Source organism: Kocuria sp. U4B, from assembly GCF_054875615.1.
Genome location: NZ_CM142180.1, coordinates 1,982,898 through 2,004,308, shown reverse-complemented (window position 1 = coordinate 2,004,308; position 21,411 = coordinate 1,982,898). Strand labels below are relative to the sequence as shown.

Annotated in this window: 14 protein-coding genes and 3 rRNA genes; 9 read left to right on the top strand and 8 right to left on the bottom strand. The window is 68.5% G+C overall.

Annotated elements, in window-relative coordinates; genetic code table 11:
* Positions 1-2,553: an alpha-L-arabinofuranosidase C-terminal domain-containing protein gene (locus tag ACYSMR_RS09475; RefSeq protein ID WP_461744803.1), complete on the bottom strand. Its 2,553-nt coding sequence runs from the start codon at positions 2,551-2,553 to the stop codon at positions 1-3.
* 387 nt (positions 2,554-2,940) lie between these two features.
* On the opposite strand from ACYSMR_RS09475, the gene ACYSMR_RS09470 reads away from it, so the two are divergent.
* The 7 genes from ACYSMR_RS09470 to ACYSMR_RS09440 all read left to right on the top strand — a co-directional run bounded on the left by ACYSMR_RS09470 (position 2,941) and on the right by ACYSMR_RS09440 (position 10,547).
* Positions 2,941-3,939, top strand: a complete 999-nt coding sequence (locus ACYSMR_RS09470) for an ABC transporter substrate-binding protein (RefSeq protein WP_461744801.1) — start codon at positions 2,941-2,943, stop codon at positions 3,937-3,939.
* 81 nt (positions 3,940-4,020) lie between these two features.
* Positions 4,021-5,547, top strand: a complete 1,527-nt coding sequence (locus tag ACYSMR_RS09465) for a sugar ABC transporter ATP-binding protein (protein ID WP_461744799.1) — start codon at positions 4,021-4,023, stop codon at positions 5,545-5,547.
* Positions 5,547-6,590: an ABC transporter permease gene (locus tag ACYSMR_RS09460; protein WP_375142374.1), complete on the top strand. Its 1,044-nt coding sequence runs from the start codon at positions 5,547-5,549 to the stop codon at positions 6,588-6,590. The genes ACYSMR_RS09465 and ACYSMR_RS09460 overlap by 1 nt, the downstream gene beginning before the upstream one ends.
* A complete protein-coding gene (gene yjfF, locus ACYSMR_RS09455) occupies positions 6,590-7,648 on the top strand; it encodes a galactofuranose ABC transporter, permease protein YjfF (protein WP_461744797.1) in 1,059 nt (352 codons plus the stop codon). Before ACYSMR_RS09460 ends, yjfF begins: the two co-directional genes overlap by 1 nt.
* 198 nt (positions 7,649-7,846) lie before the next feature.
* Entirely contained in the window at positions 7,847-8,830 is a 984-nt protein-coding gene (locus ACYSMR_RS09450) for an NAD-dependent epimerase/dehydratase family protein (RefSeq protein WP_461744795.1), read from the top strand.
* 89 nt (positions 8,831-8,919) lie between these two features.
* Positions 8,920-9,525, top strand: coding sequence for a TetR/AcrR family transcriptional regulator (locus tag ACYSMR_RS09445; protein WP_461744793.1), 606 nt, complete (start codon positions 8,920-8,922; stop codon positions 9,523-9,525).
* A complete protein-coding gene (locus ACYSMR_RS09440) occupies positions 9,522-10,547 on the top strand; it encodes a DMT family transporter (protein WP_461744791.1) in 1,026 nt (341 codons plus the stop codon). Before ACYSMR_RS09445 ends, ACYSMR_RS09440 begins: the two co-directional genes overlap by 4 nt.
* A 62-nt stretch (positions 10,548-10,609) precedes the next feature.
* Here the strand turns inward: ACYSMR_RS09440 and ACYSMR_RS09435 are convergent, their stop codons facing one another.
* The 4 genes from ACYSMR_RS09435 to ACYSMR_RS09420 form a co-directional block, all read right to left on the bottom strand.
* A complete protein-coding gene (locus ACYSMR_RS09435; RefSeq protein WP_461744789.1) occupies positions 10,610-11,704 on the bottom strand; it encodes an SDR family oxidoreductase in 1,095 nt (364 codons plus the stop codon).
* Between the two features lie 158 nt (positions 11,705-11,862).
* Positions 11,863-12,156 (bottom strand): hypothetical protein, encoded by a 294-nt coding sequence (locus tag ACYSMR_RS09430; RefSeq protein ID WP_251333808.1) that lies wholly within the window; start codon positions 12,154-12,156, stop codon positions 11,863-11,865.
* Between the two features lie 176 nt (positions 12,157-12,332).
* Positions 12,333-13,268 (bottom strand): NAD(P)/FAD-dependent oxidoreductase, encoded by a 936-nt coding sequence (locus ACYSMR_RS09425; protein WP_461744787.1) that lies wholly within the window; start codon positions 13,266-13,268, stop codon positions 12,333-12,335.
* Positions 13,269-13,316: 48 nt separating this feature from the next.
* Entirely contained in the window at positions 13,317-14,168 is an 852-nt protein-coding gene (locus tag ACYSMR_RS09420) for a class I SAM-dependent methyltransferase (RefSeq protein ID WP_461744785.1), read from the bottom strand.
* Between the two features lie 47 nt (positions 14,169-14,215).
* On the opposite strand from ACYSMR_RS09420, the gene ACYSMR_RS09415 reads away from it, so the two are divergent.
* Positions 14,216-14,815: a helix-turn-helix domain-containing protein gene (locus ACYSMR_RS09415; RefSeq protein ID WP_309126441.1), complete on the top strand. Its 600-nt coding sequence runs from the start codon at positions 14,216-14,218 to the stop codon at positions 14,813-14,815.
* Positions 14,816-15,439: 624 nt separating this feature from the next.
* Positions 15,440-15,595 carry a hypothetical protein gene (locus ACYSMR_RS09410; protein ID WP_309126440.1) on the top strand — a complete coding sequence of 52 codons (156 nt, stop codon included), beginning with the start codon at positions 15,440-15,442 and terminating at the stop codon, positions 15,593-15,595.
* Between the two features lie 133 nt (positions 15,596-15,728).
* Here the strand turns inward: ACYSMR_RS09410 and rrf are convergent.
* The 3 genes from rrf to ACYSMR_RS09395 form a co-directional block, all read right to left on the bottom strand.
* Positions 15,729-15,845: ribosomal RNA gene (rrf, locus tag ACYSMR_RS09405) — 5S ribosomal RNA — on the bottom strand.
* A 218-nt stretch (positions 15,846-16,063) separates the two neighbouring features.
* Positions 16,064-19,197: ribosomal RNA gene (locus ACYSMR_RS09400) — 23S ribosomal RNA — on the bottom strand.
* A 633-nt stretch (positions 19,198-19,830) separates the two neighbouring features.
* A 16S ribosomal RNA gene (locus ACYSMR_RS09395) occupies positions 19,831-21,354 on the bottom strand.
* Together the 16S, 23S and 5S rRNA genes form the textbook arrangement of a ribosomal RNA operon.
* Between the last annotated feature and the right edge of the window lie 57 nt (positions 21,355-21,411).

Genomic DNA, 21,411 nt, shown 5'->3' with positions numbered 1-21,411 from the left:
TCACTTGGTCGCGATGCGGATGAAGGTGACGGAGTTGGGCTCGAACATGCGCGTGAACCTGGAGGCGACGCCCTTGATGGTCGAGGTGACCGGCCCGACGGGCTGCGCCGAGCGGGTGTTCCGGGCTGCCGGGTCGCCGGTGATGACGGTCATCTCGGCCTTGCCGAACACCCGCCGTCCCGCGAGGTCGATCGTGGTGACCGCGGGGGCGTCCTGGGCGTTGACGACCTTGACGACGAGGTCGCCGGTGGCGTCGTCCTCGGTGACGACCTGAGCGAACGGCTCGGTCACGTCGTCGTCGGTGAAGGACCCGAAGGGCTCGTCGTCGAGGTAGAGCTTCACCGTGGTGCCGCGGACCTCGATCCGCACGTCGTAGGTCTCCCCGGTGGTGATCGAGTGGCCCTCCTTGGCGAAGACGGTCTCCTTGGCGCCGTTGGTGGCCTTCTCGATCACGCTGCGCGTGTTGTTCCAGCCGCCGAGGTTCCACCAGTAGTAGTCGTCGGAGTCCTCCACCCCGAAGCCGATCAGGAAGCCTTCCGCGCCGGCCGTCTTGGTGGCCGTGAGCGACAGGTCGTAGTCCGTGGCGGTGATGTCGGCCGGGGCCTCCACCAGGGTGTCGTCGGCCGTCGTGCTCGACTGGACGTAGGCGCCGTCCTCGACGGACCAGGAGCCGCGCTTCGCCAGGGGGGTCCAGTCACCGGCGTCGCCGTCGGAGAAGTCGTCCTCGAAGAGCACGGCCCCGTCGGGGGAGGTGACCTTCACGTCGTCGTACCGGGCCGCCGTGGACCAGGTCGAGAGGCCGATGCCGCCGTTGATCGGTGCGGCCTGGACGGTCCTGCCGCTGACCGTGGTCGGGACGACGCGGTCGCCGACGTTGTTCATGAACAGCTTCTGGACCTCGTAGCTCGTCGAGCCCCAGGACTCGTCGTTGTCGAACCAGATCATGTCCGGCTTCCACTGCACGTGGTCGACGTTGGCGAGCAGCGGCGCGTAGGACGCCATCTTCACGACGTCGGCGTTGCGCTCCAGGCCGGTCATGTACGCCGCCTCGGACAGGGCGTTGAAGAGGGTGTTGTCCAGGGAGGCGTACTCGCCGAGGAACACCTGCGGGCCGCTGCGGTCGTAGGAGTCGTAGCGGTGGTTGTTCTGCAGGAACCAGATGGGGCTGTTGTAGTAGTGCTCGTCGACCATCTCGACGCCGTTGGCGCGGTTGAGCTCCCCGTGCCGGTCGAAGACGGGGCCCTGGTCGTCGGGGCCGGAGTTGCTGATGACGGTGATCTCGGGGTGCTCGGCTCCGATGGCGTCGCGGAACCGGACGAAGTTCTCGGCGTACTCGTCGGGGAGGTTCTCCTCGTTGCCGACCCCGATGTGGGTCAGGCCGAACGGCTCCGGGTGGCCCATGTCCGCCCGCAGCTTCCCCCAGGTCGACGTCACCGGCCCGTTGGCGAACTCGACGAGGTCCAGGGTGTCCTGGATGTGGCGCTCCAGCAGCTCCGGGTCCTCCGTCGCGCGGTTCTGTCCGCAGCCGGTCACCAGGGCGGGGACCACCGGCAGCGGCATGGCCCCGATGTCCTCGGCGAACTGGAAGTACTCGAAGTACCCCAGCCCGTACGTCTGGTTGTAGCCCCAGAAGTTGGAGTTCGTGGCGCGCTCCTCGACCGGGCCCACGGTGTCCTTCCACTGGTAGGATCGCGCGCGCTCGTAGTTGCTCTCGGCGTCGTAGCCGTGGTGGCTGTTGACGTTGACGAGGCAGCCGCCGGGGAACCGGAGGAAGCCGGGGTCCAGGGCCGCGACCTTCTCCGCGAGGTCCTTGCGCAGGCCGTTCTCGCGGCCGAGGTAGGTGTCCTCGGGGAAGAGCGAGACCATGTCCAGGCGCAGCGTGCCGGTGCCGCCGGCCTCCACGGCGAGCCGGGCGGCGTCGGTCGTCCGCTTCGCGGTCAGCGTCCCGGTGTACTCCGCCCACCCGTCGTCCTGCACGGTGAGCTCGAGGGGGTCGGCCAGCGGCTCGCCGGCGGTGCTGCGCAGCGTGACGGTCAGCGGGGTGCCGGCCGGTGCGTCGGTCCGGGCCCAGGTGGAGAAGTCGTACCGGGCGCCGGCCGTGAGGGCGACGCCCGCGTTGTACCCGGAGTTGGTCACGCCGTAGCGGCCGCCCTCGGGGTTGCCGAGGTCGAGCCGCAGGTGGGTGCGGTTGCGCTCGTTCAGCCGCGCCTCGTCGTCGACCGTGGTCGCGGTCCCGGACCCGCCGGACGAGGCGGTCGGGGTCCAGGCCGTCAGGCCGTGGTAGCCGGCGTTGTCCACGGGGAGGAACTCGAAGGAGCGGTTGCGGACCAGCTCGGCGTACAGCCCGCCGTCGGCGGCGAAGTTGATGTCCTCGTAGAAGACGCCGTACATGGACTCGTCGATCTCGGCGCCGGTCGCACCGGGCTCGACCTCGATCGTGTAGTCCGGCTCCGTGGGCTGCGGTGGAGCGGCGAAGACCGGTGCGGCGAGGGTGGCCGGTGCGGCGAACGCCATGCTGAGCGTCAGCGCTCCGAGGGCGCGGGGTAGGGACATGCCATGTCCTCCTTCGGACGGTGGTTCTTTTCGGGGGAGGGGAAGAACCTGGTCGGGCGAGCGGGCCGTCGGGCCGCCGCCCGGGTGCCGCGATCCCAGTCGCCGGACCGCCTCCGGAGCCGCCGGACCCGGGGGCCGGATCGACGGATCGGGCCGTCACGCCGAATGTGAGCGATAACACAGTGTCCCGAGTTTGTGGGTCCTCCCATCCCGATGTCAATGGCGCCGCGCAACCTGCTCGAAACCTCCGCGACACTTCGCGGCGGGGATTGACCCGTGCCAATGTGAGCGCTAACACTTACGGTGGGTCGCAACAGACCCGGGATCTCGGACAGCTCGCCCGGACCGACGTTCCCGGCACAGCTGACGCTCTCGAGGAGGAGAAGCATGAAGAACTGGACCTTTGCCCAGAGGGCCGTGGCCACCGGGACGGCGGGCCTGCTGGCCCTGACGCTGAGCGCCTGCGGGGGCAGCGATGCCTCCGGCGGCGAGGCGAGCGGCGGGGGCGACGACGTCATCTCCGTCGGGTTCTCACAGGTGGGCGCCGAGAGCGGCTGGCGCGCGGCGAACACCAAGTCCATCCAGGAGTCGCTGACGGAGGAGAACGGCTTCGACCTGTCCTTCTCCGACGCCCAGCAGAAGCAGGAGAACCAGATCCAGGCGATCCGCTCCTACATCGCCCAGGGCGTGGACGTGATCGCGTTCTCCCCCGTCGTCGAGTCCGGCTGGGACGCCGTGCTGGAGGAGGCCAGGACCGCCGGCATCCCGGTGGTCCTGACCGACCGCGCCGTGGACTCCGAGGACGAGACCCTCTACGAGTCCTTCATCGGCTCGGACTTCGTCGCCGAGGGCGAGCGGGCCGGCGAGTGGGTCGTGGAGAACCTCGGCGACCAGCAGCTCAACGTCGTCGAGCTCCAGGGCACGACCGGCGCCGCGCCGGCGATCGACCGCAAGGCCGGCTTCGAGTCGGCCATCGAGGGCAACGAGAACATCGAGATCATCGCCTCGCAGACCGGCAACTTCACCCGTTCCGAGGGGCGCCAGGTGATGGAGGGCTTCCTCCAGGCCCACGACGACATCGACCTCCTCTTCGCCCACAACGACGACATGGGCCTGGGCGCCATCGAGGCCATCGAGGCCGCCGGCCTCACGCCCGGTGAGGACATCAAGATCGTCACCATCGACGCGGTCAAGGACGGGATGCAGGCGCTGGCCGACGGCAAGATCAACTACATCGTCGAGTGCAACCCGCTGCTCGGCCCGGACCTGGCCGAGATCACCAAGAAGGTCGTCGCCGGCGAGGAGGTCGAGAAGCGCATCGTGGTCGAGGACCAGGCCTTCGACCAGGCCGCCGCCGCCGAGGCCCTGCCCACCCGCGAGTACTGACCCGCTGCGCCCGGCCGGCCGCGCGCAGTCCGTGCGGCCGACCGGGCACACTGCCCGAACTCCCTTCACGAGAGGTCAGCGATGACTACTCCCCAGCCCGCGGTGGAGATGACCGGGATCTCGATCGAGTTCCCCGGCGTCAAAGCCCTCGACGGAGTCGACTTCCGGCTCTTCCCCGGTGAGGTCCACTCGCTGATGGGGGAGAACGGGGCCGGCAAGTCGACCCTGATCAAGGCACTCACCGGCGTCTACGGGATCGACTCGGGCCGCATCACCGTCTTCGGCGCCCCCCAGACCTTCAGCGGGCCGGCCCAGGCCCAGGCGGCCGGGATCAGCACCGTCTACCAGGAGGTCAACCTCTGCGAGAACCTCTCCGTCGCCGAGAACATCATGCTCGGGCACGAGCCGCGCAGGGGCGGGCGGGTCGACTGGCGGGCCCTGCGCCGCCAGGCCTCGACGTTCCTCGCCCAGCTCGGCCTGGACGTCGAGCCCCGCTCCGCCCTGTCCTCCCACTCCCTGGCCGTCCAGCAGCTGGTCGCCATCTCACGGGCCATGGTCCTGGACGCCAAGGTGCTGATCCTCGACGAGCCGACCTCGAGTCTGGACGCCGGGGAGGTGACGCGGCTGTTCTCGGTCATGCGGACGCTGCGGGACCGGGGCGTGGCCATCCTCTTCGTCTCGCACTTCCTCGACCAGGTCTACGAGATCTCGGACCGCCTGACCGTGCTGCGCAACGGCAGGCTGGTCGGGGAGCACCCCGTCGGCGAGCTGCCGCGCCGCCAGCTGGTGTCCAAGATGATCGGGCAGTCCCTGGAGGTGCTCGACCAGCTCGAGGAGGCGCCGAAGCGCACCGTGGCCGCCCGTTCCACCGCGGCACCCGTCGTCGAGGCCGTCGGCCTGGGCCGGCGCGGGTCCGTCGAGCCGTTCGACCTCACGCTGCACCCGGGCGAGGTGGTCGGCCTCGCCGGCCTGCTGGGCTCGGGCCGCACGGAGCTGGCGCGCCTGCTCTACGGCGCCGACCACGCCGACGCGGGCGAGCTGACGGTCGACGGGACACCCGGCCGGCTCCGCGGCCCCCGGGCGGCGATGAAGCGCGGCATCGCCTTCTCCTCCGAGCACCGCAAGGCCGAGGGCATCATCGGCGACCTCACCGTGCGGGAGAACCTGGTGCTCGCGCTCCAGGCGGACCGCGGATGGGCCCGCCGCATCCCCGCCCGCAAGGCGGACGAGATCGTGGACAAGTACATCGCCGCGCTGGGGATCCGGCCGGCGAACCCGGACGCGCTGGTGCGCAACCTCTCCGGCGGCAACCAGCAGAAGGTGCTGCTCGGCCGGTGGCTCGCCACCGCCCCGAAGCTGCTCATCCTCGACGAGCCGACCCGCGGCATCGACGTCGGCGCCAAGGCCGAGATCCAGCGCCTGGTGGCCCAGCTCGCCACGGAGGGCATGTCCGTCGTCTTCATCTCCGCCGAGCTGGAGGAGGTGCTGCGGCTCAGCCACCGGATCGCGGTCATGCGCGACCGCAGGAAGGTGGCCGAGATCGTCAACGAAGAATCGACCTCGCTCGACGACGTGGTCGAGCTCATCGCCACTGGAGGTACCCCGTGATGCAGCTCGTGCGGCATCGGCTCTTCTGGCCCGCGATCGCCCTCGTGGCGCTCCTGGCGGCCAACACGATCAACGACCCCGGGTTCCTGAGCATCCGGATGCAGGACGGCCACCTCTTCGGCGCGCTGATCGACATCATGCGCAACGGCGCCCCGCTCCTGCTGGTCGCCCTCGGCATGACCCTGGTGATCGCCACCCGGGGCATCGACCTGTCCGTCGGCGCGGTGGTGGCGATCGCGGGAGCGGTCGCCCTGACCTTCATCGGCTCGTCGCCCGAGCCGGGAGCGCTGTCCACCGTGCTCGCCGGCGTGGGCATCGCGCTCGCCCTGAGCCTGGTGCTCGGCGTGTGGAACGGTTTCCTGGTCTCCGTGCTCGGGATCCAGCCGATCATCGCGACCCTGGTGCTCATGACGGCCGGGCGCGGCATCGCGATGCTCATCACCGAGGGTCAGATCACCACGATCACCAGCCCCGCCTACAAGGTGATCGGGGCGGGCTACTGGCTCGGGCTGCCGGTGTCGATCCTCATCGCCGGCGGCATCTTCGCCCTGGTCGCGCTGCTGACCCGCCGGACGGCCCTGGGCATGCTCATCGAGTCGGTCGGGATCAACCCGGAGGCCAGCCGCCTCGCCGGCCTGCGGTCCCGGAGCATCACCTGGACCGTCTACACGCTGACGGCGCTGTTCGCGGGCCTCGCCGGGCTGATGATCAGCTCCAACGTCATGGCGGCGGACGCCAACAACGCCGGTCTGTTCATCGAGCTGGACGCGATCCTCGCCGTCGTGATCGGCGGCACCTCGCTCGCGGGCGGGAAGTACTCCCTGAGCGGGACGCTCATCGGGGTCTTCATCATTCAGACCCTCACCCTGACGGTGACCACGCTCGGGGTCTCGCCCTCCGTCACCCCGCTGTTCAAGGCGATCGTGGTGATCGCCGTCGTCCTCATGCAGTCCCCGATCGCACGCAGGAAGCTCGCCGCCCGCCGCCCGCGGGCACCGCGCCGCGCGGCCGTGGACCCGAACCCCGTGGAGGTGTCGGCGTGATGCCCGCAGCCCAGCTCGTGAAGCCCGCCAAGGGAACCAGGCCCGGCAAGGGCGCCGGCTCCCGCCCGGTCCAGCACCTGACGACGACGCTGTCCGGGACCCGGGCCCGGCTCGACCGCCGGTTCCTGCCCGTCGTCGGCACCCTCGCCGTCCTGGCGCTGATGTTCGCCGTCGGAGGGAGCCGCTACGAGAACTTCCTGTCCGGGCGGGTGATCTCGAACCTGTTCATCAACAACGCGCACCTCGTCGTCCTGGCCGTCGGCCTGACGTTCGTCATCATCGCCGGGGGGATCGACCTGTCCGTCGGTGCGGTGGTCGCCCTCACCGGCGTCATGGGCGCCTCGCTGCTGCAGTCGGGCTGGCCGGCCGGCGTCGTGATCCCGCTGATCATCGTGGTGGGCTCCGTGATCGGGCTGGTCGTCGGCACCATGGTCCACGTCTTCGACGTCCAGCCCTTCATCGCGACGCTGGCGGCGATGTTCCTCGCCCGGGGCCTGTCGTACGTGATCAGCCTCCCGTCCATCCCCATCACCGACCCGGCCTTCGTCTGGCTCTCCAGCACCCGCATCCCCCTGGGGCAGAACTGGTCGCTGACCCCCAGCGTGATCATCTCGCTCCTGGTCGTCGCGGTCGGGTTCTACGTCCTGCACCACACCCGGTTCGGCCGCACGGTCTACGCCATCGGCGGGGGCGAGCACTCCGCCGTCCTCATGGGGCTGCCGGTGGCCCGCGCCAAGGTGCTCATCTACGTCATCAGCGGCACCTGCGCCGGGATCGCCGGCTTCCTGTTCGCGGTGGGATCCCGGTCCGGCTACTCGCTCACCGGTGTCGGGATGGAACTCGACGCGATCGCCGTCGTGGTCATCGGCGGGACCCTCCTCACCGGGGGCAGCGGCTTCGTCCTCGGCTCCGTGCTCGGCGTGCTCATCCTCGGGCTGATCCAGACCATCATCACCTTCGAAGGCACCCTCAGCTCCTGGTGGACCAGGATCGTCATCGGCGCCCTGCTGCTGGCGTTCGTCATCCTGCAGCGGCTGCTCGTCACCAGACGGCGGTGAACCCGCACGGCCGACGGCGCGGGGACGCCCGTGCGGCCGTGCGCGCCGTCGCCCGCTCCCGTCCGGGCCTTGTGCCCCGACGATCCCGGCACCGAGCATGTCCTCGTGGGCCCGAGCACGTGGGCAACCACCGGCGTCAGGGCCGGGACCGACGCGGCGAGCGCGGGCCCGGAGGACACGGATCCCGAAGGAGCGGACATGAAGGCGCTCGTCCTGGGCGGTACGTCGTTCATCGGCCGGGCCGTCGCCGAGCACCTGCTGCGGCGCGGCGACCAGGTGGCGCTCTTCCACCGGGGACGCGCCGAACCGCCCGGACTGGATGCGGCGACGCACATCCACGGTGACCGGCTGGATCTGCCCGCACACCGACGCGCCCTGGAACGGTTCGGCCCGGATGCGGTGCTCGACAGCTACGCCCTGACCCGCCGCGACGCCGAGCTCGCCTGCGACGTGCTCCCCGGGGTGCCCGCCGTCGTGCTGTCCAGCCAGGACGTCTACGCGGCCTACGAGGGGCTCCTGAGCGGCCGCGCGGTCGCGGACGTCCCCCTCGCCGAGTCCGCTCCCCTGCGCAGGACACGCAGGGTCTACGGGCAGGACCCACCTCCCGGCGTGCCGGCCGACTACGAGAAGCTGGACGTGGAGGACGTGTGGGCGCGCCGGAACGCGACCGTGCTGAGACTGCCCATGGTCTACGGTCCGCACGACCCCCAGTGCCGGGAGGGCTTCGTCCTGCGCCGGCTGGCCGCCGGTCGGCACCGGATCCCGGTCGGGGCCGGCAACCTGCTGTGGAGCAGGGCGCACGTCGCGGACGTCGCCGCGGCCGTCGTCCGCGCCCTCGGGGAGCCCCGAGCCCGGGGCCGGTGCTTCAATCTCGCCGAGCCCACGACGCCGACGATCGGGAGGTGGATCGAGCAGATCGCCGCCGCGGCCGCGGCGGAGCTCGAGCTGGTCCGTGCACCCGACGCCCTGCTGCCCCCGGACCTGTTCCTCACGGCGGCCCACCCGCAGCACCTCCTGGCCGACGTGCACGCGGCGCAGGACGTCCTGGGGTGGCACCCCCGCCCTCCGGATCGCGGTGTGGCGGACTCGGTCCACTGGCACCTGGAGCACCGGACGCACGCACCCTGGACGGAGGAGGACACGGCGCGGGACGAGGCGGCGCTGCGAGCCGGCGAGGAGTGAGCGGCGCGACCACGCCATCTCCGGGGCACTCCGGAAGCCTTGCCGACTCACATCCGATAGGTAGACTGGTCTACCTAGAAGGGGGCCGGATGACAACACATCTGCACCGCTCGGAGCAGCGCCACGGATCGGCGCGCACCCGCATCCTGGAGGCCGCCGCGCAGCGCTTCTACGCCGACGGCATCGCCGCCACCGGCATCGATGCGATCACCGCCTCGGCCGGAGTGGCGAAGATGAGCCTGTACAACAACTTCGCGTCCAAGGCCGCGCTGGTCGAGGCCTACCTCGCCGCCCGGCACGAGGAGTGGCTGGGCCTGTACCGGGCGCGCCTGGCGGAGGCGACGACGGCCCCGGAGCGCGTCCTGGCGGTGTTCGACGCCTATCTCGATCACGCCGGGGCCGCCTACGACCACGGCTTCCGTGGGTGCGGGCTGCTCAACGCTGCCGCCGAGCTGCCCGCCGGCGACCCCGGGCGGGCCGCGGTGCGCCGGCACAAGGAGCAGGTCGAAGAGCTGCTGGCCGAGCACCTGAGCGCCCTGAGCGATGCGGCCACGGCCCGCCGGCTGGCCGAGCACTTCAGCTTCCTGCTGGAGGGAGCGATGTCCCGGGCCGGCCTGGAGGGCGAGCCCACTCGCCTGCACCGTGCCCGCGCGATCGCCGCCGGCCTGCTGGCCGACCTGGACCTCGCCCGGTGAGGGGCGCGACCGGCGGGATCACCGCGATCCTGATCACCTCCTTCCTGTGGGGCACCACCGGCACGGCGGCGACCTTCGCCCCCGGGGTCGGCCCCCTGGCGATCGGCGCCGCCGCCCTGGGGGTGGGCGGACTGCTCCAGGCGGCGATCGCCCTGCCCGCCCTGCGCCGAGCACGCGGCGCGCTGCGGGCCCACGCACGGCTGGTCGCGGCGGGGGCCGTGGCCGTGGCGGTCTACCCGCTGGCCTTCTACTCCTCGATGCACCTGGCCGGTGTCGCCATCGGCACGGTCGTCTCCCTGGCCTCGGCACCACTGGCCTCGGGGGTGCTGGAACTGCTTCTGGAGCGCAAGCCGCTGAGCCGGTGGTGGATGCTGGCCGCGTTCCTCGGCATCTCCGGCAGCACCCTGCTGTGCCTGTCCAGGACCGGCACGGCGACGACCTCTGCCGCGGACACTGCCGTCGGCGTCGGGCTGGGCCTGGTGGCCGGGGCCACCTACGCGCTGTACTCCTGGGTCGTCCACCGGCTGATGGCCCACGCGGTGGGGCGGGCGGCGTCGATGGGCGCGGTCTTCGGCGCCGGCGGTGCCCTGTTGATCCCCGTCCTGGTGGCCGCGGGCGCCCCCCTGGTGGCCTCGGCACAGTCGTTCGCCGTGGCCACCTACATGGCCCTGGTGCCGATGTTCCTGGGCTACTACCTGTTCGGCATCGGCCTCGCCCGGGTGCGCCCGAGCACGGCGACCACCCTCACCCTGACCGAACCGGCCGTCGCGGCGCTGCTGGCGGTCGTCGTGGTGGGAGAACGGTTGACGGCCGTGGGCTGGACCGGTCTCGCCGTCCTCTCTGCCGCCCTGGTCGTGCTCGCCGTCGCCCCCACCAACACGGCGACCTCCCGGCCCGCCGCACCCGGGGAAGCCCCCCGCAGGACGACCCCGCCCGGCACGTCACCGGAGGACGCCGGAGCCGGGGCACCGACCGAGGAGACCGTGGGGACCACGGCCCCCGTCCCCCGCTCCGGCCGCTGAGCGGAGCGGTCAGCCCGGGCAGGAACCGATCCGGGCTGACCGCCGGCCGTCCGAGCCGGAGGTCAGGGGATGATGCGCTCGGCCCGGTAGCGCTCGAACAGGGCCGTGAAGCAGTCCTCGGTGCGCCGGTAGCCGGTGAAGCCCGCCAGCCGGCTCTTGCTCATGTCGGCGAGCACCTCGATCGGCCGGCCCAGGTCGGCGTCGGTGTGCCACCAGGAGGCCACCCGGGACAGGTCCGGTTCCACCAGCCCGTGCTCGGCCACGATCCGGGCCCAGACCTCCTCCGCGCCGGCCATCTGCTCCTGAAGCGGCCGCGGCGCCCCCTGGTAGCCCTCCCACTCCAGGCCGAAGAAGCCCGCCAGCGCCGGCCACATCCGCCGCCACCGGAAGACGTCGCCGTTGACCACGTTGTAGGCCTCGTTCCCCGCCGTGGCGGTGGTGGCGGCCCAGACCATGTGCTCGGCCAGCAGCGCCCCGTCGGTCATGTCCGTGAGACTGTTCCACTGGGTCTGCGATCCCGGGAAGACGAAGGGCCGGCCGGTCTGGCGGCAGATCGCCGCCTGCACCGCCAGGGTCAGGCCCATGTTCATCGCGTTGCCCACGGCGTGGCCGATCACCGTGTGCGCCCGGTGCACCGACCACCGGAAGCCCTGCCGCGCCGCAGCGGCCCACAGCTCGTCCTCCTGGGCGTAGTAGAAGTTGGCCACGTCCAGCCGCGGCTCCTCCTCCCGGAAGGGAGTGTCGGGCATCTCCCCCTTCCCGTAGGCCTCGAACGGGCCCAGGTAGTGCTTCAGCCCCGTCATCAGCCCCACGTGCTCCACCGGGGCGTGGTCCAGGGCGGCCAGGAGGTTGCGGAGCATCCCGGCGTTGACCTCGATGTTCTCGGCCTCGGTGGCCTGCCGGGACCAGGCCGTGAAGAACACGTGCGTGGGCCGTTCCCCGGCCAGCGCGGCGGCCACGCTCTCGGCCGAGCGCAGGTCGGCGGCCACGTGCCGGGCCGGGCTGCCCGGCACCGGGGTGCGCGACAGCGCCAGGACCTCCCACCCGGGCGCGGCCGTCAGCTGCTCGACGATCGCGGAACCGGCGATGCCGCTGGCACCCACGACCAGAGCGGTCCTGCGCTGGCCGGAGTCGGTGTCCTTCGCGGGAACGGACATGGTGGGACCTCGCTTCATCGGTGGTGGGGAGCTCTCCCTGCATCGTACGACCCCGGTGCAGGGGACCCGGCCGGTGACGGCAGATCGGCCCTGACAGGCGCGGGCCCCGGCAGGACGCCGGGGCCCGCGAGGCTCTCGACCGGTGGACCGGTCCGGGATCAGAGCTGGGCGTCGCGCTCGGTCACCGACTCCCGGCCGGCGGGATCGACGTGGCGGGTCTGGCTGGTGGTGCGGCGCGGGATCAGGGAGATCACGAGCAGGATCGCCCCGACCGCGGTGAGGATCCACCCCACCGCGCTCAGGCTCAGGGCGAAGGAACCGAGGGTGATGGTGTTGCCGCTCGTGGCGAAGACCAGGATCAGCCCCAGGACGAGCGTGATCGCGGCGCCGGCGGAGAAGTTGCGGTTCATGGTGCGCTCCCGGGAGTAGTGGGCGATGCGTGGTATTTGCAAGTGCGATCATTCTACGGCCCGATAAGCACGCAGATAAGCACCGGGGACTCTTCCTGGGCCACGGCGGTCACCACCGGCCCTCGGCGTGGTCCCCGCCCCCGCCGCCGTGCTGATCCGGGCCGGACGGGCGTCCGGCCCGGGCGGGAGACGGAGACCGGTCAGGACTCCAGGGGCGCTCACCACCTGGTCCGGACCGCGGCGTCGGCGTCCTCGGTGACGAGGTCGGCGTTGAGGGCGGCGGCCGCCACGACCCCGGCTCCGGTGGCGACGGAGACCATCGCTGCGAGGTCACTGGTGTTGCCCGCGGCCGACACGCCGGGGATCCCCGTGCGGCCCATGGCGTCGGTGGCGATGAAGGTTCCGAGGGGATGCTCGGTGGCCGTTCCGCCGAGCTGTTCGTACAGCTCGGTCCGGGCGGCGAACCGCGGGGCGACGGCCACGGCGTCGACGGGGATCTCGCGCCCGTCGTCGAGGACGACGGCCCGCAGGACTCCGTCGATGCTGCGCAGCTTCTCCGCGGCGGAGTCCACGACGGGGATGTCCAGGGCGGCGAGCTGCTCCCACGCCGCCTCGCCCGGATCGGGCATCGTGTGGCGCACGAGCGTGACGTGCTCGCTGAGCTGCCGGAACAGCAGGGCCTGGTGGATGCTCATGGGACCGGCGCCGAGCACACCGATGCGCTGTCCGCGGACCTCCCATCCGTGGCAGTAGGGGCAGTGCAGCACGCTGGTTCCCCAGAACCGGCGGACGCCGGGGATCTCGGGCAGCTCATCGACCAGTCCCGTGGCCAGGAGCAGGCGCCGTGCCCGGATGGTCCCGCCCGCGTCGAGGTCGACCTCGAACCCGCCGTCGATCCGGCGCGCGGCGAGAGCGCGGTCCTGACGCACCTGCGCGCCGTAGTGCCGGGCCTCCTGCCGGCCGGCGGCCAGCAGCTCCAGCGGCGGGATGCCTTCCCGGGCCAGGACGTTGTGGGCGCCGTGGGCGGGGGCATTGCGGGGTTCGCCGGCGTCGACGACGACCACCGACCGGAGCGAGCGGGCCAGCGCGACGGCTGCGCTCAGTCCGGCCGCGCCGCCTCCGACGACCACGACGTCATGGGCAGGGGTGTTCATGGAGGAGCTCCTTGGTGGGTCGGACCGGTGAGGGAGTACGGGGGCAGCTCAAGGGCGCCGGGCCGCCCAGGCGGTGCGGCTGCCACGGATGCTCAGATCCCGGCGGGTCAGCAGGGCTTCGGGGCGGTCCTCCGCCAGGAGGCGGTCCAGGACGTCGAGGTCCTCGGCGGCCAGCCGGCCCCGGAGGCAGGGGCGCATGTGGGAGAGCCAGGCCTGGGCACAGCGAGCAGTGGACAGCGGCGCCGGGTGCGCTTCGGTGCTGACGGTCCGCGGGCCGAGGACCTCGAACCCGGTCTGCTCCAGGAGGGGCCGCCAGTCCGGGTGCGCGTTCCACCCCGCGGAGGCCAGGGCCTGGTGGCACCGGGACTCCAGCCCGGGGCGGCCGATCCCGAGGTCCTCGGGCAGGAAGCGGGGCAGGGCATCCATCTCGACGACCACCAGCAGCCCGCCGGGCCGCAGCGCGGCACGGACCGCCCCCAGGACCGCGCCGGGGTCGGCGACCTCGTGCAGGAAGGACGAGGCCCACACGAGATCCACCTCCCCGACGGCGGGCCACGCCACATCCAGGTCCGCGTGGACGACGTGCACCCGACCGTCCAGCCCCTGCTCGCGGGCCGTGGCCTGCACGCGCTCGAGCATCACCGCCGACCGGTCGACCGCCACCACCTGCGCCGCCGGAAAACGCCGGGCCAGGACCCCGCCGCCGGCGCCCGTTCCGGCACCCAGGTCGACGATCGTGTGCGGGCCGTCCCCCACGTACTGGGTCGCCCACGTGGTCACCTCCTCCCAGGAGGCGCCGGACATTTCGGCATCCAGCTCCAGCAGCTGCGCCAGGTCCTCCTCGTGCCGGTGGTGGTCGTGCTGACCGGGATCGAAGGGGGTGCGGGAACGGTGGGTCATGCCTCCACGGTAGGCCAGTCATGCGGACGGGGCATATGATCTTGCGTATGGAGCAAGAATTCGGGCTAGACACGGTCATCCGCCAGCGCATCCGGGGCCTGCGACTGGCCCGCGGCTGGTCCTTGGACGCCCTGGCCGCCCGCTGCTACCTCAGCCCTTCCACCTTGAGCCGCATCGAGACCGGGCACCGTCGGATCGCCCTGGACCAGCTGGTGCCCATCGCCCGGGCCCTGGGCACCACGCTGGACGAACTGGTGGAGTCCCCCGGTGACGAGGACGTGGTGATCCGGCCCGAGCCCGGCCACACGCCGGGCATGACGACCTGGCTGCTGTCCCGGGAGGACGCCCTGCACGGCATGACGGTCGCCAAGATGCGCATCAGTCCGGATCGGGCGGCCGCAACGGAGCAGCTGGCGGTGCATCCCGGCCGGGAGTGGTTCACCGTGCTGTCCGGCACCGTGCGCCTGCGCCTGGGGGAACGGACCGTGCTCGTCGAGGCGGGCCACGCGGCCCAGTTCTCGACCATGGTCCCGCACGCCCTGGAGGCCCATCACGGACCCGTGGAGATCCTCACCATCTACGACCACGACGGGCAGCGCGCCCACCTGCACGGCACCGACGACGCCGTCACGCCGGAGGACCACTGAGGACAGTCCCCGCACCGGGGCCCGCTTCTTCTCCTGCCGAGGAGTCCGGCGGCATAGGATGACTACTCCACCGCGACGAGTCAGGAGGAGGTGGGTCCGATCACTGCTGGATCGATGCGGGCGCTTCCTGCTGACGACGTCGCGCTCCGACCGTAGGAGCAGAGGGTGCCACCCCGCCCGGAAAGGGGCTCCTCATGACCGTCTTCCCCACGACGCGCGAGCACGAGGCGCGCTCGTCGTCCGTTCGCGTGCTGCCGGTCGGGTTCCCGCCGGGGACGGGGCCGCAATGCGGACTCGGGACGACGGAAACGACGGCCTGGACGTCCCTCGCCGCGGGGTCGCCGAGGCTCCGCTCCGGCTGTGGCCCGGTGGACACCTCATGATGGAGACCTGCGATCGGCAGGCGGGCCAGGCAGGGGGCGTGGTCGCCGCAGGAGGCACAGACCCTGCTCTGTCGGTTTCCCGAGGTGGGACGCCACCGTGCTCAGCAGCACCTGTGGTACCGCGCAGGCCGGCGCCACGGACCCGGGCACCGATGGCACGAGCGGGCGACGACGACGCCGGCACCCGCGAACGTCCCGGACGTGTCGATGACAGCGGAACAGCCAGGAAGTGGGTGCTGCGGTGAGAATCCTGCCGGCCATCGCCGCCGTCGTCACGGCGGCGATGGTGATCGTCAAACTGCTCGAGGGGGACTGGGGGATGGTCCTTCTCGGCGTGCTGCTCTGCGCGGTGTCCGTGCGGGCCTTCGTGCTGCTCGGGCGCAAGCCCGACCCGTGATCATCGCATCCGCCGGCCGGGGCCTGGGTCCTGCTGGGTGACCCGGTGTGGGGTGGTGGCGTGTTCTTCGGGGGGTGGTTAAGGTGGGGAGCCCCCGCACCGTGTGGTGCGGGGGCTCGACCCTTCTGGTGTGGTCCGGCGGTGTCCTACTCTCCCACACCCTTCCGGGTGCAGTACCATCGGCGCTGTGGGTCTTAGCTTCCGGGTTCGGGATGGGACCGGGCGTTTCCCCCACGCTATGACCGCCGTAACTCGTGCTCCGCGCCCCGTACCGGGCCCGCTGCGGGGCGGGTGGTGGGGTGGGAAGTTCGTGTCACAGGCTGGTGGCTGTGGATTCAGTTGTGTGCTGCGCAACCGTGCAACCCGGCGGGGTTGTTGGTTGGGAGCCGTATAGTGGACGCGGTGTTCTGTGTGTTCCCACCCGTGGTCCGGGGCGTGCCCGGGTCCCCACGGTGGTGGGGGTGGGTGTGGGGTAAGTTGTCGGCCTATTAGTACCGGTCGGCTGCGCACGTCGTTGGTTCGTGCTTCCACCTCCGGCCTATCAACCCAGTGGTCTCGCTGGGGGCCTCTCGCACCTAAAGGGTGCGTGGAAATCTCATCTCGAAGCGAGCTTCCCGCTTAGATGCTTTCAGCGGTTATCTCTTCCGAACGTAGCGAAGCAGCGGTGCACCTGGCGGTACAACTGCCATACCAGAGGTTCGTCCGTCCCGGTCCTCTCGTACTAAGGACAGGTCTTCTCAAATTTCCTGCGCGCGCAGCGGATAGGGACCGAACTGTCTCACGACGTTCTGAACCCAGCTCGCGTACCGCTTTAATGGGCGAACAGCCCAACCCTTGGGACCAACTCCAGCCCCAGGATGCGACGAGCCGACATCGAGGTGCCAAACCATGCCGTCGATATGGACTCTTGGGCAAGATCAGCCTGTTATCCCCGAGGTACCTTTTATCCGTTGAGCGACGGCCATTCCACAATGTACCGCCGGATCACTAGTCCCGACTTTCGTCCCTGCTCGAGCTGTCGCTCTCACAGTCAAGCTCCCTTGTGCACTTACACTCGACACCTGATTGCCAACCAGGCTGAGGGAACCTTTGGGCGCCTCCGTTACTCTTTAGGAGGCAACCGCCCCAGTTAAACTACCCATCAGGCACTGTCCCTGACCCGGATCACGGGCCGAAGTTAGATGTCCAGAGTGACCAGAGTGGTATTTCAACGATGACTCCACGAGCACTGGCGTGCCCGCTTCACAGTCTCCCACCTATCCTACACAAGCCACACCGAACACCAATACCAAACTATAGTAAAGGTCTCGGGGTCTTTCCGTCCTGCTGCGCGTAACGAGCATCTTTACTCGTACTGCAATTTCGCCGAGTTCATGGTTGAGACAGCGGGGAAGTCGTTACTCCATTCGTGCAGGTCGGAACTTACCCGACAAGGAATTTCGCTACCTTAGGATGGTTATAGTTACCACCGCCGTTTACTGGGGCTTAAATTCTCCGCTTCGCCGTGAGGCTAACAGGTCCTCTTAACCTTCCAGCACCGGGCAGGAGTCAGTCCGTATACATCGTCTTGCGACTTCGCACGGACCTGTGTTTTTGATAAACAGTCGCTTCCCCCTGGTCTCTGCGGCCCTTACCCGCTCGCACCAGCAAGTGGTGTCCACGGTCCGGGCCCCCTTCTCCCGAAGTTACGGGGGCATTTTGCCGAGTTCCTTAACCATGATTCTCTCGATCGCCTTAGTATTCTCTACCTGATCACCTGTGTCGGTTTGGGGTACGGGCGGCTGGAACCTCGCGTCGATGCTTTTCTCGGCAGCATAGGATCACCGAATCCCCCCACGGATGGGGGTCCCGTCACGTCTCAGGCGCATGATCCGCGGATTTGCCAACGGATCGCCCTACACGCTTAGACCGGGTCTACCATCGCCCGGCTCGGCTACCTTCCTGCGTCACACCTGTTAATACGCTTACCTCCCCGGTTCAGGTCCCACGCTCCCCGCCACCGGTGACGGCCAATGGCCGGCACCTGGTGCGGTTCGGGTGGTTAGTGTCCCCGGTTCGATATGGGCGGTTCTTCGCCGGTACGGGAATATCAACCCGTTGTCCATCGACTACGCCTGTCGGCCTCGCCTTAGGTCCCGACTGACCCAGGGCAGATTAGCTTGACCCTGGAACCCTTGATCATCCGGCGGACGGGTTTCTCACCCGTCATTCGCTACTCATGCCTGCATTCTCACTCGTGTGGGCTCCACCACTGGGTTACCCCGCAGCTTCACTGCCCACACGACGCTCCCCTACCCATCGCACCACCTGAACCAAGGACCACGAGGGCCCCGGCTGGGTATCGTTGGTGCAATGCCACAACTTCGGCGGTGTACTTGAGCCCCGCTACATTGTCGGCGCGGAATCACTTGACCAGTGAGCTATTACGCACTCTTTCAAGGGTGGCTGCTTCTAAGCCAACCTCCTGGTTGTCTAAGCAACTCCACATCCTTTCCCACTTAGCACACGCTTAGGGGCCTTAGTTGGTGGTCTGGGCTGTTTCCCTCTCGACTATGAAGCTTATCCCCCACAGTCTCACTGCTACGCTCTCACTTACCGGCATTCGGAGTTTGGCTGACGTCAGTAACCTTGTAGGGCCCATCGGCCATCCAGTAGCTCTACCTCCGGCAAGAAACACGTAACGCTGCACCTAAATGCATTTCGGGGAGAACCAGCTATCACGAAGTTTGATTGGCCTTTCACCCCTACCCACAGCTCATCCCCTCCATTTTCAACTGAAGTGGGTTCGGTCCTCCACGCGCTCTTACACGCGCTTCAACCTGGCCATGGGTAGATCACTTCGCTTCGGGTCTAGATCACGCCACTCACTCGCCCTATTCAGACTCGCTTTCGCTACGGATACCCCTCACGGGTTAACCTCGCGACGTAACACTAACTCGCAGGCTCATTCTTCAAAAGGCACGCCGTCACCTTGTAGGGCTCCGACGGATTGTAGGCACACGGTTTCAGGTACTATTTCACTCCCCTCCCGGGGTACTTTTCACCTTTCCCTCACGGTACTGGTCCGCTATCGGTCATCAGGTAGTATTTAGGCTTACCAGGTGGTCCTGGCAGATTCACACGGGATTTCACGGGCCCCGTGCTACTTGGGTACGTGCACCGTGCGGCAGCAACGATTTCGTCTACGGGACTCCCACCCTCTACGGCCCGGCACTCACACCGGTTCGACTATCGTCCTGCACTCACACGCCCGGGCCGGCAGACCCGGGACGACACGCCCCACGACCCCGATGATGCAACCCCTGCCGGGTCTCACACACCATCGGTTTGGCCTCTTCCGCGTTCGCTCGCCACTACTGACGGAATCACTGTTGTTTTCTCTTCCTGTGGGTACTGAGATGTTTCACTTCCCCACGTTCCCTCCACGCACCCTATGAATTCAGGTACGGGTCACCACGCATAACACGCGGCGGGGTTTCCCCATTCGGAGACCCTCGGATCACAGCTCGTTTATCAGCTCCCCGAGGCTTATCGCAGATTACCGCGTCCTTCATCGGCTCCTGATGCCAAGGCATCCACCGTGCGCCCTTAAAAACTTGCCACATGATCACAGAACACACCGACCCACCACCACGACCACCGGCCCCCTCCCGCAAGGAGAAGGACCCGCTGCCCGCAGCACTGGGCGGCGATCAATCACGAACTTGAGGCACCACAACCACCGCCGAGACGCCCGAAGACGACCCCTGCGACTGCTGCGGCACCAGTTCTTAAGATGCTCGCGTCCACTATACAGTTCTCAAACAACAACCCGCACACCCCACACTCACGGGCGGAAGTCACGACCATCAGGCCGTCACCGCCGCCGGCGGGGCGCCGGGAACCAAAGACATCTCACCACCCACCACGAACCCACCACCCCTCCACCACCGCCCCCGCAAAGGGGACCAGCAGCGCAGGAACCGGTGCGCCCGGGTCGGGGCCTGTTGTCTCAGGACCCAACAGTGCGCCATGGACCGCTCCTCCACCGGACGTCCCCCACCGTTCCACCACCACCACGACCACCGGGGCAACCCGGCAGCCCGCGGTGAGCGGGTACTGAAGAAGAGAACGACCAGCACCTAAGGTGCGGCCGCTTGCCTGCTGATGTTCCACCCATGAGCTCACCCCACCGGCAGCACCTACGGCTGCTCGAAGCGGGGGCGACCACCACACGGTGGTCAACGGCTCCTTAGAAAGGAGGTGATCCAGCCGCACCTTCCGGTACGGCTACCTTGTTACGACTTAGTCCCAATCGCCGGTCCCACCTTCGACGGCTCCCTCCCACAAGGGGTTAGGCCACCGGCTTCGGGTGTTACCAACTTTCGTGACTTGACGGGCGGTGTGTACAAGGCCCGGGAACGTATTCACCGCAGCGTTGCTGATCTGCGATTACTAGCGACTCCGACTTCATGAGGTCGAGTTGCAGACCTCAATCCGAACTGAGACCGGCTTTTTGGGATTAGCTCCACCTCACAGTATCGCAACCCTTTGTACCGGCCATTGTAGCATGCGTGAAGCCCAAGACATAAGGGGCATGATGATTTGACGTCATCCCCACCTTCCTCCGAGTTGACCCCGGCAGTCTCCTATGAGTCCCCACCATCACGTGCTGGCAACATAGAACGAGGGTTGCGCTCGTTGCGGGACTTAACCCAACATCTCACGACACGAGCTGACGACAACCATGCACCACCTGTCCACCAGCCCCGAAGGGAAACCCCATCTCTGGGGCGGTCCGGTGGATGTCAAGCCTTGGTAAGGTTCTTCGCGTTGCATCGAATTAATCCGCATGCTCCGCCGCTTGTGCGGGCCCCCGTCAATTCCTTTGAGTTTTAGCCTTGCGGCCGTACTCCCCAGGCGGGGCACTTAATGCGTTAGCTACGGCGCGGAGGACGTGGAATGTCCCCCACACCTAGTGCCCAACGTTTACGGCATGGACTACCAGGGTATCTAATCCTGTTCGCTCCCCATGCTTTCGCTCCTCAGCGTCAGTAACAGCCCAGAGACCTGCCTTCGCCATCGGTGTTCCTCCTGATATCTGCGCATTTCACCGCTACACCAGGAATTCCAGTCTCCCCTACTGCACTCTAGTCTGCCCGTACCCACTGCCGACCCGGGGTTGAGCCCCGGGCTTTCACAGCGGACGCGACAAACCGCCTACGAGCTCTTTACGCCCAATAATTCCGGACAACGCTTGCGCCCTACGTATTACCGCGGCTGCTGGCACGTAGTTAGCCGGCGCTTCTTCTGCAGGTACCGTCACTTGCGCTTCTTCCCTACTGAAAGAGGTTTACAACCCGAAGGCCGTCATCCCTCACGCGGCGTCGCTGCATCAGGCTTTCGCCCATTGTGCAATATTCCCCACTGCTGCCTCCCGTAGGAGTCTGGGCCGTGTCTCAGTCCCAGTGTGGCCGGTCACCCTCTCAGGCCGGCTACCCGTCGTCGCCTTGGTGAGCCATTACCCCACCAACAAGCTGATAGGCCGTGAGCCCATCCAAAACCAGTAAACCCTTTCCACCCCCACCATGCGGTGGAAGGTCGTATCCAGTATTAGACCCGGTTTCCCAGGCTTATCCCAGAGTCAGGGGCAGGTTACTCACGTATTACTCACCCGTTCGCCACTAATCCGCCCAGCAAGCTGGGCATCATCGTTCGACTTGCATGTGTTAAGCACGCCGCCAGCGTTCGTCCTGAGCCAGGATCAAACTCTCCGTCAAAAAACAGAAAACCAACCCGAACACCCCACCACAAAGCAGGACACCCGGACGATCCAG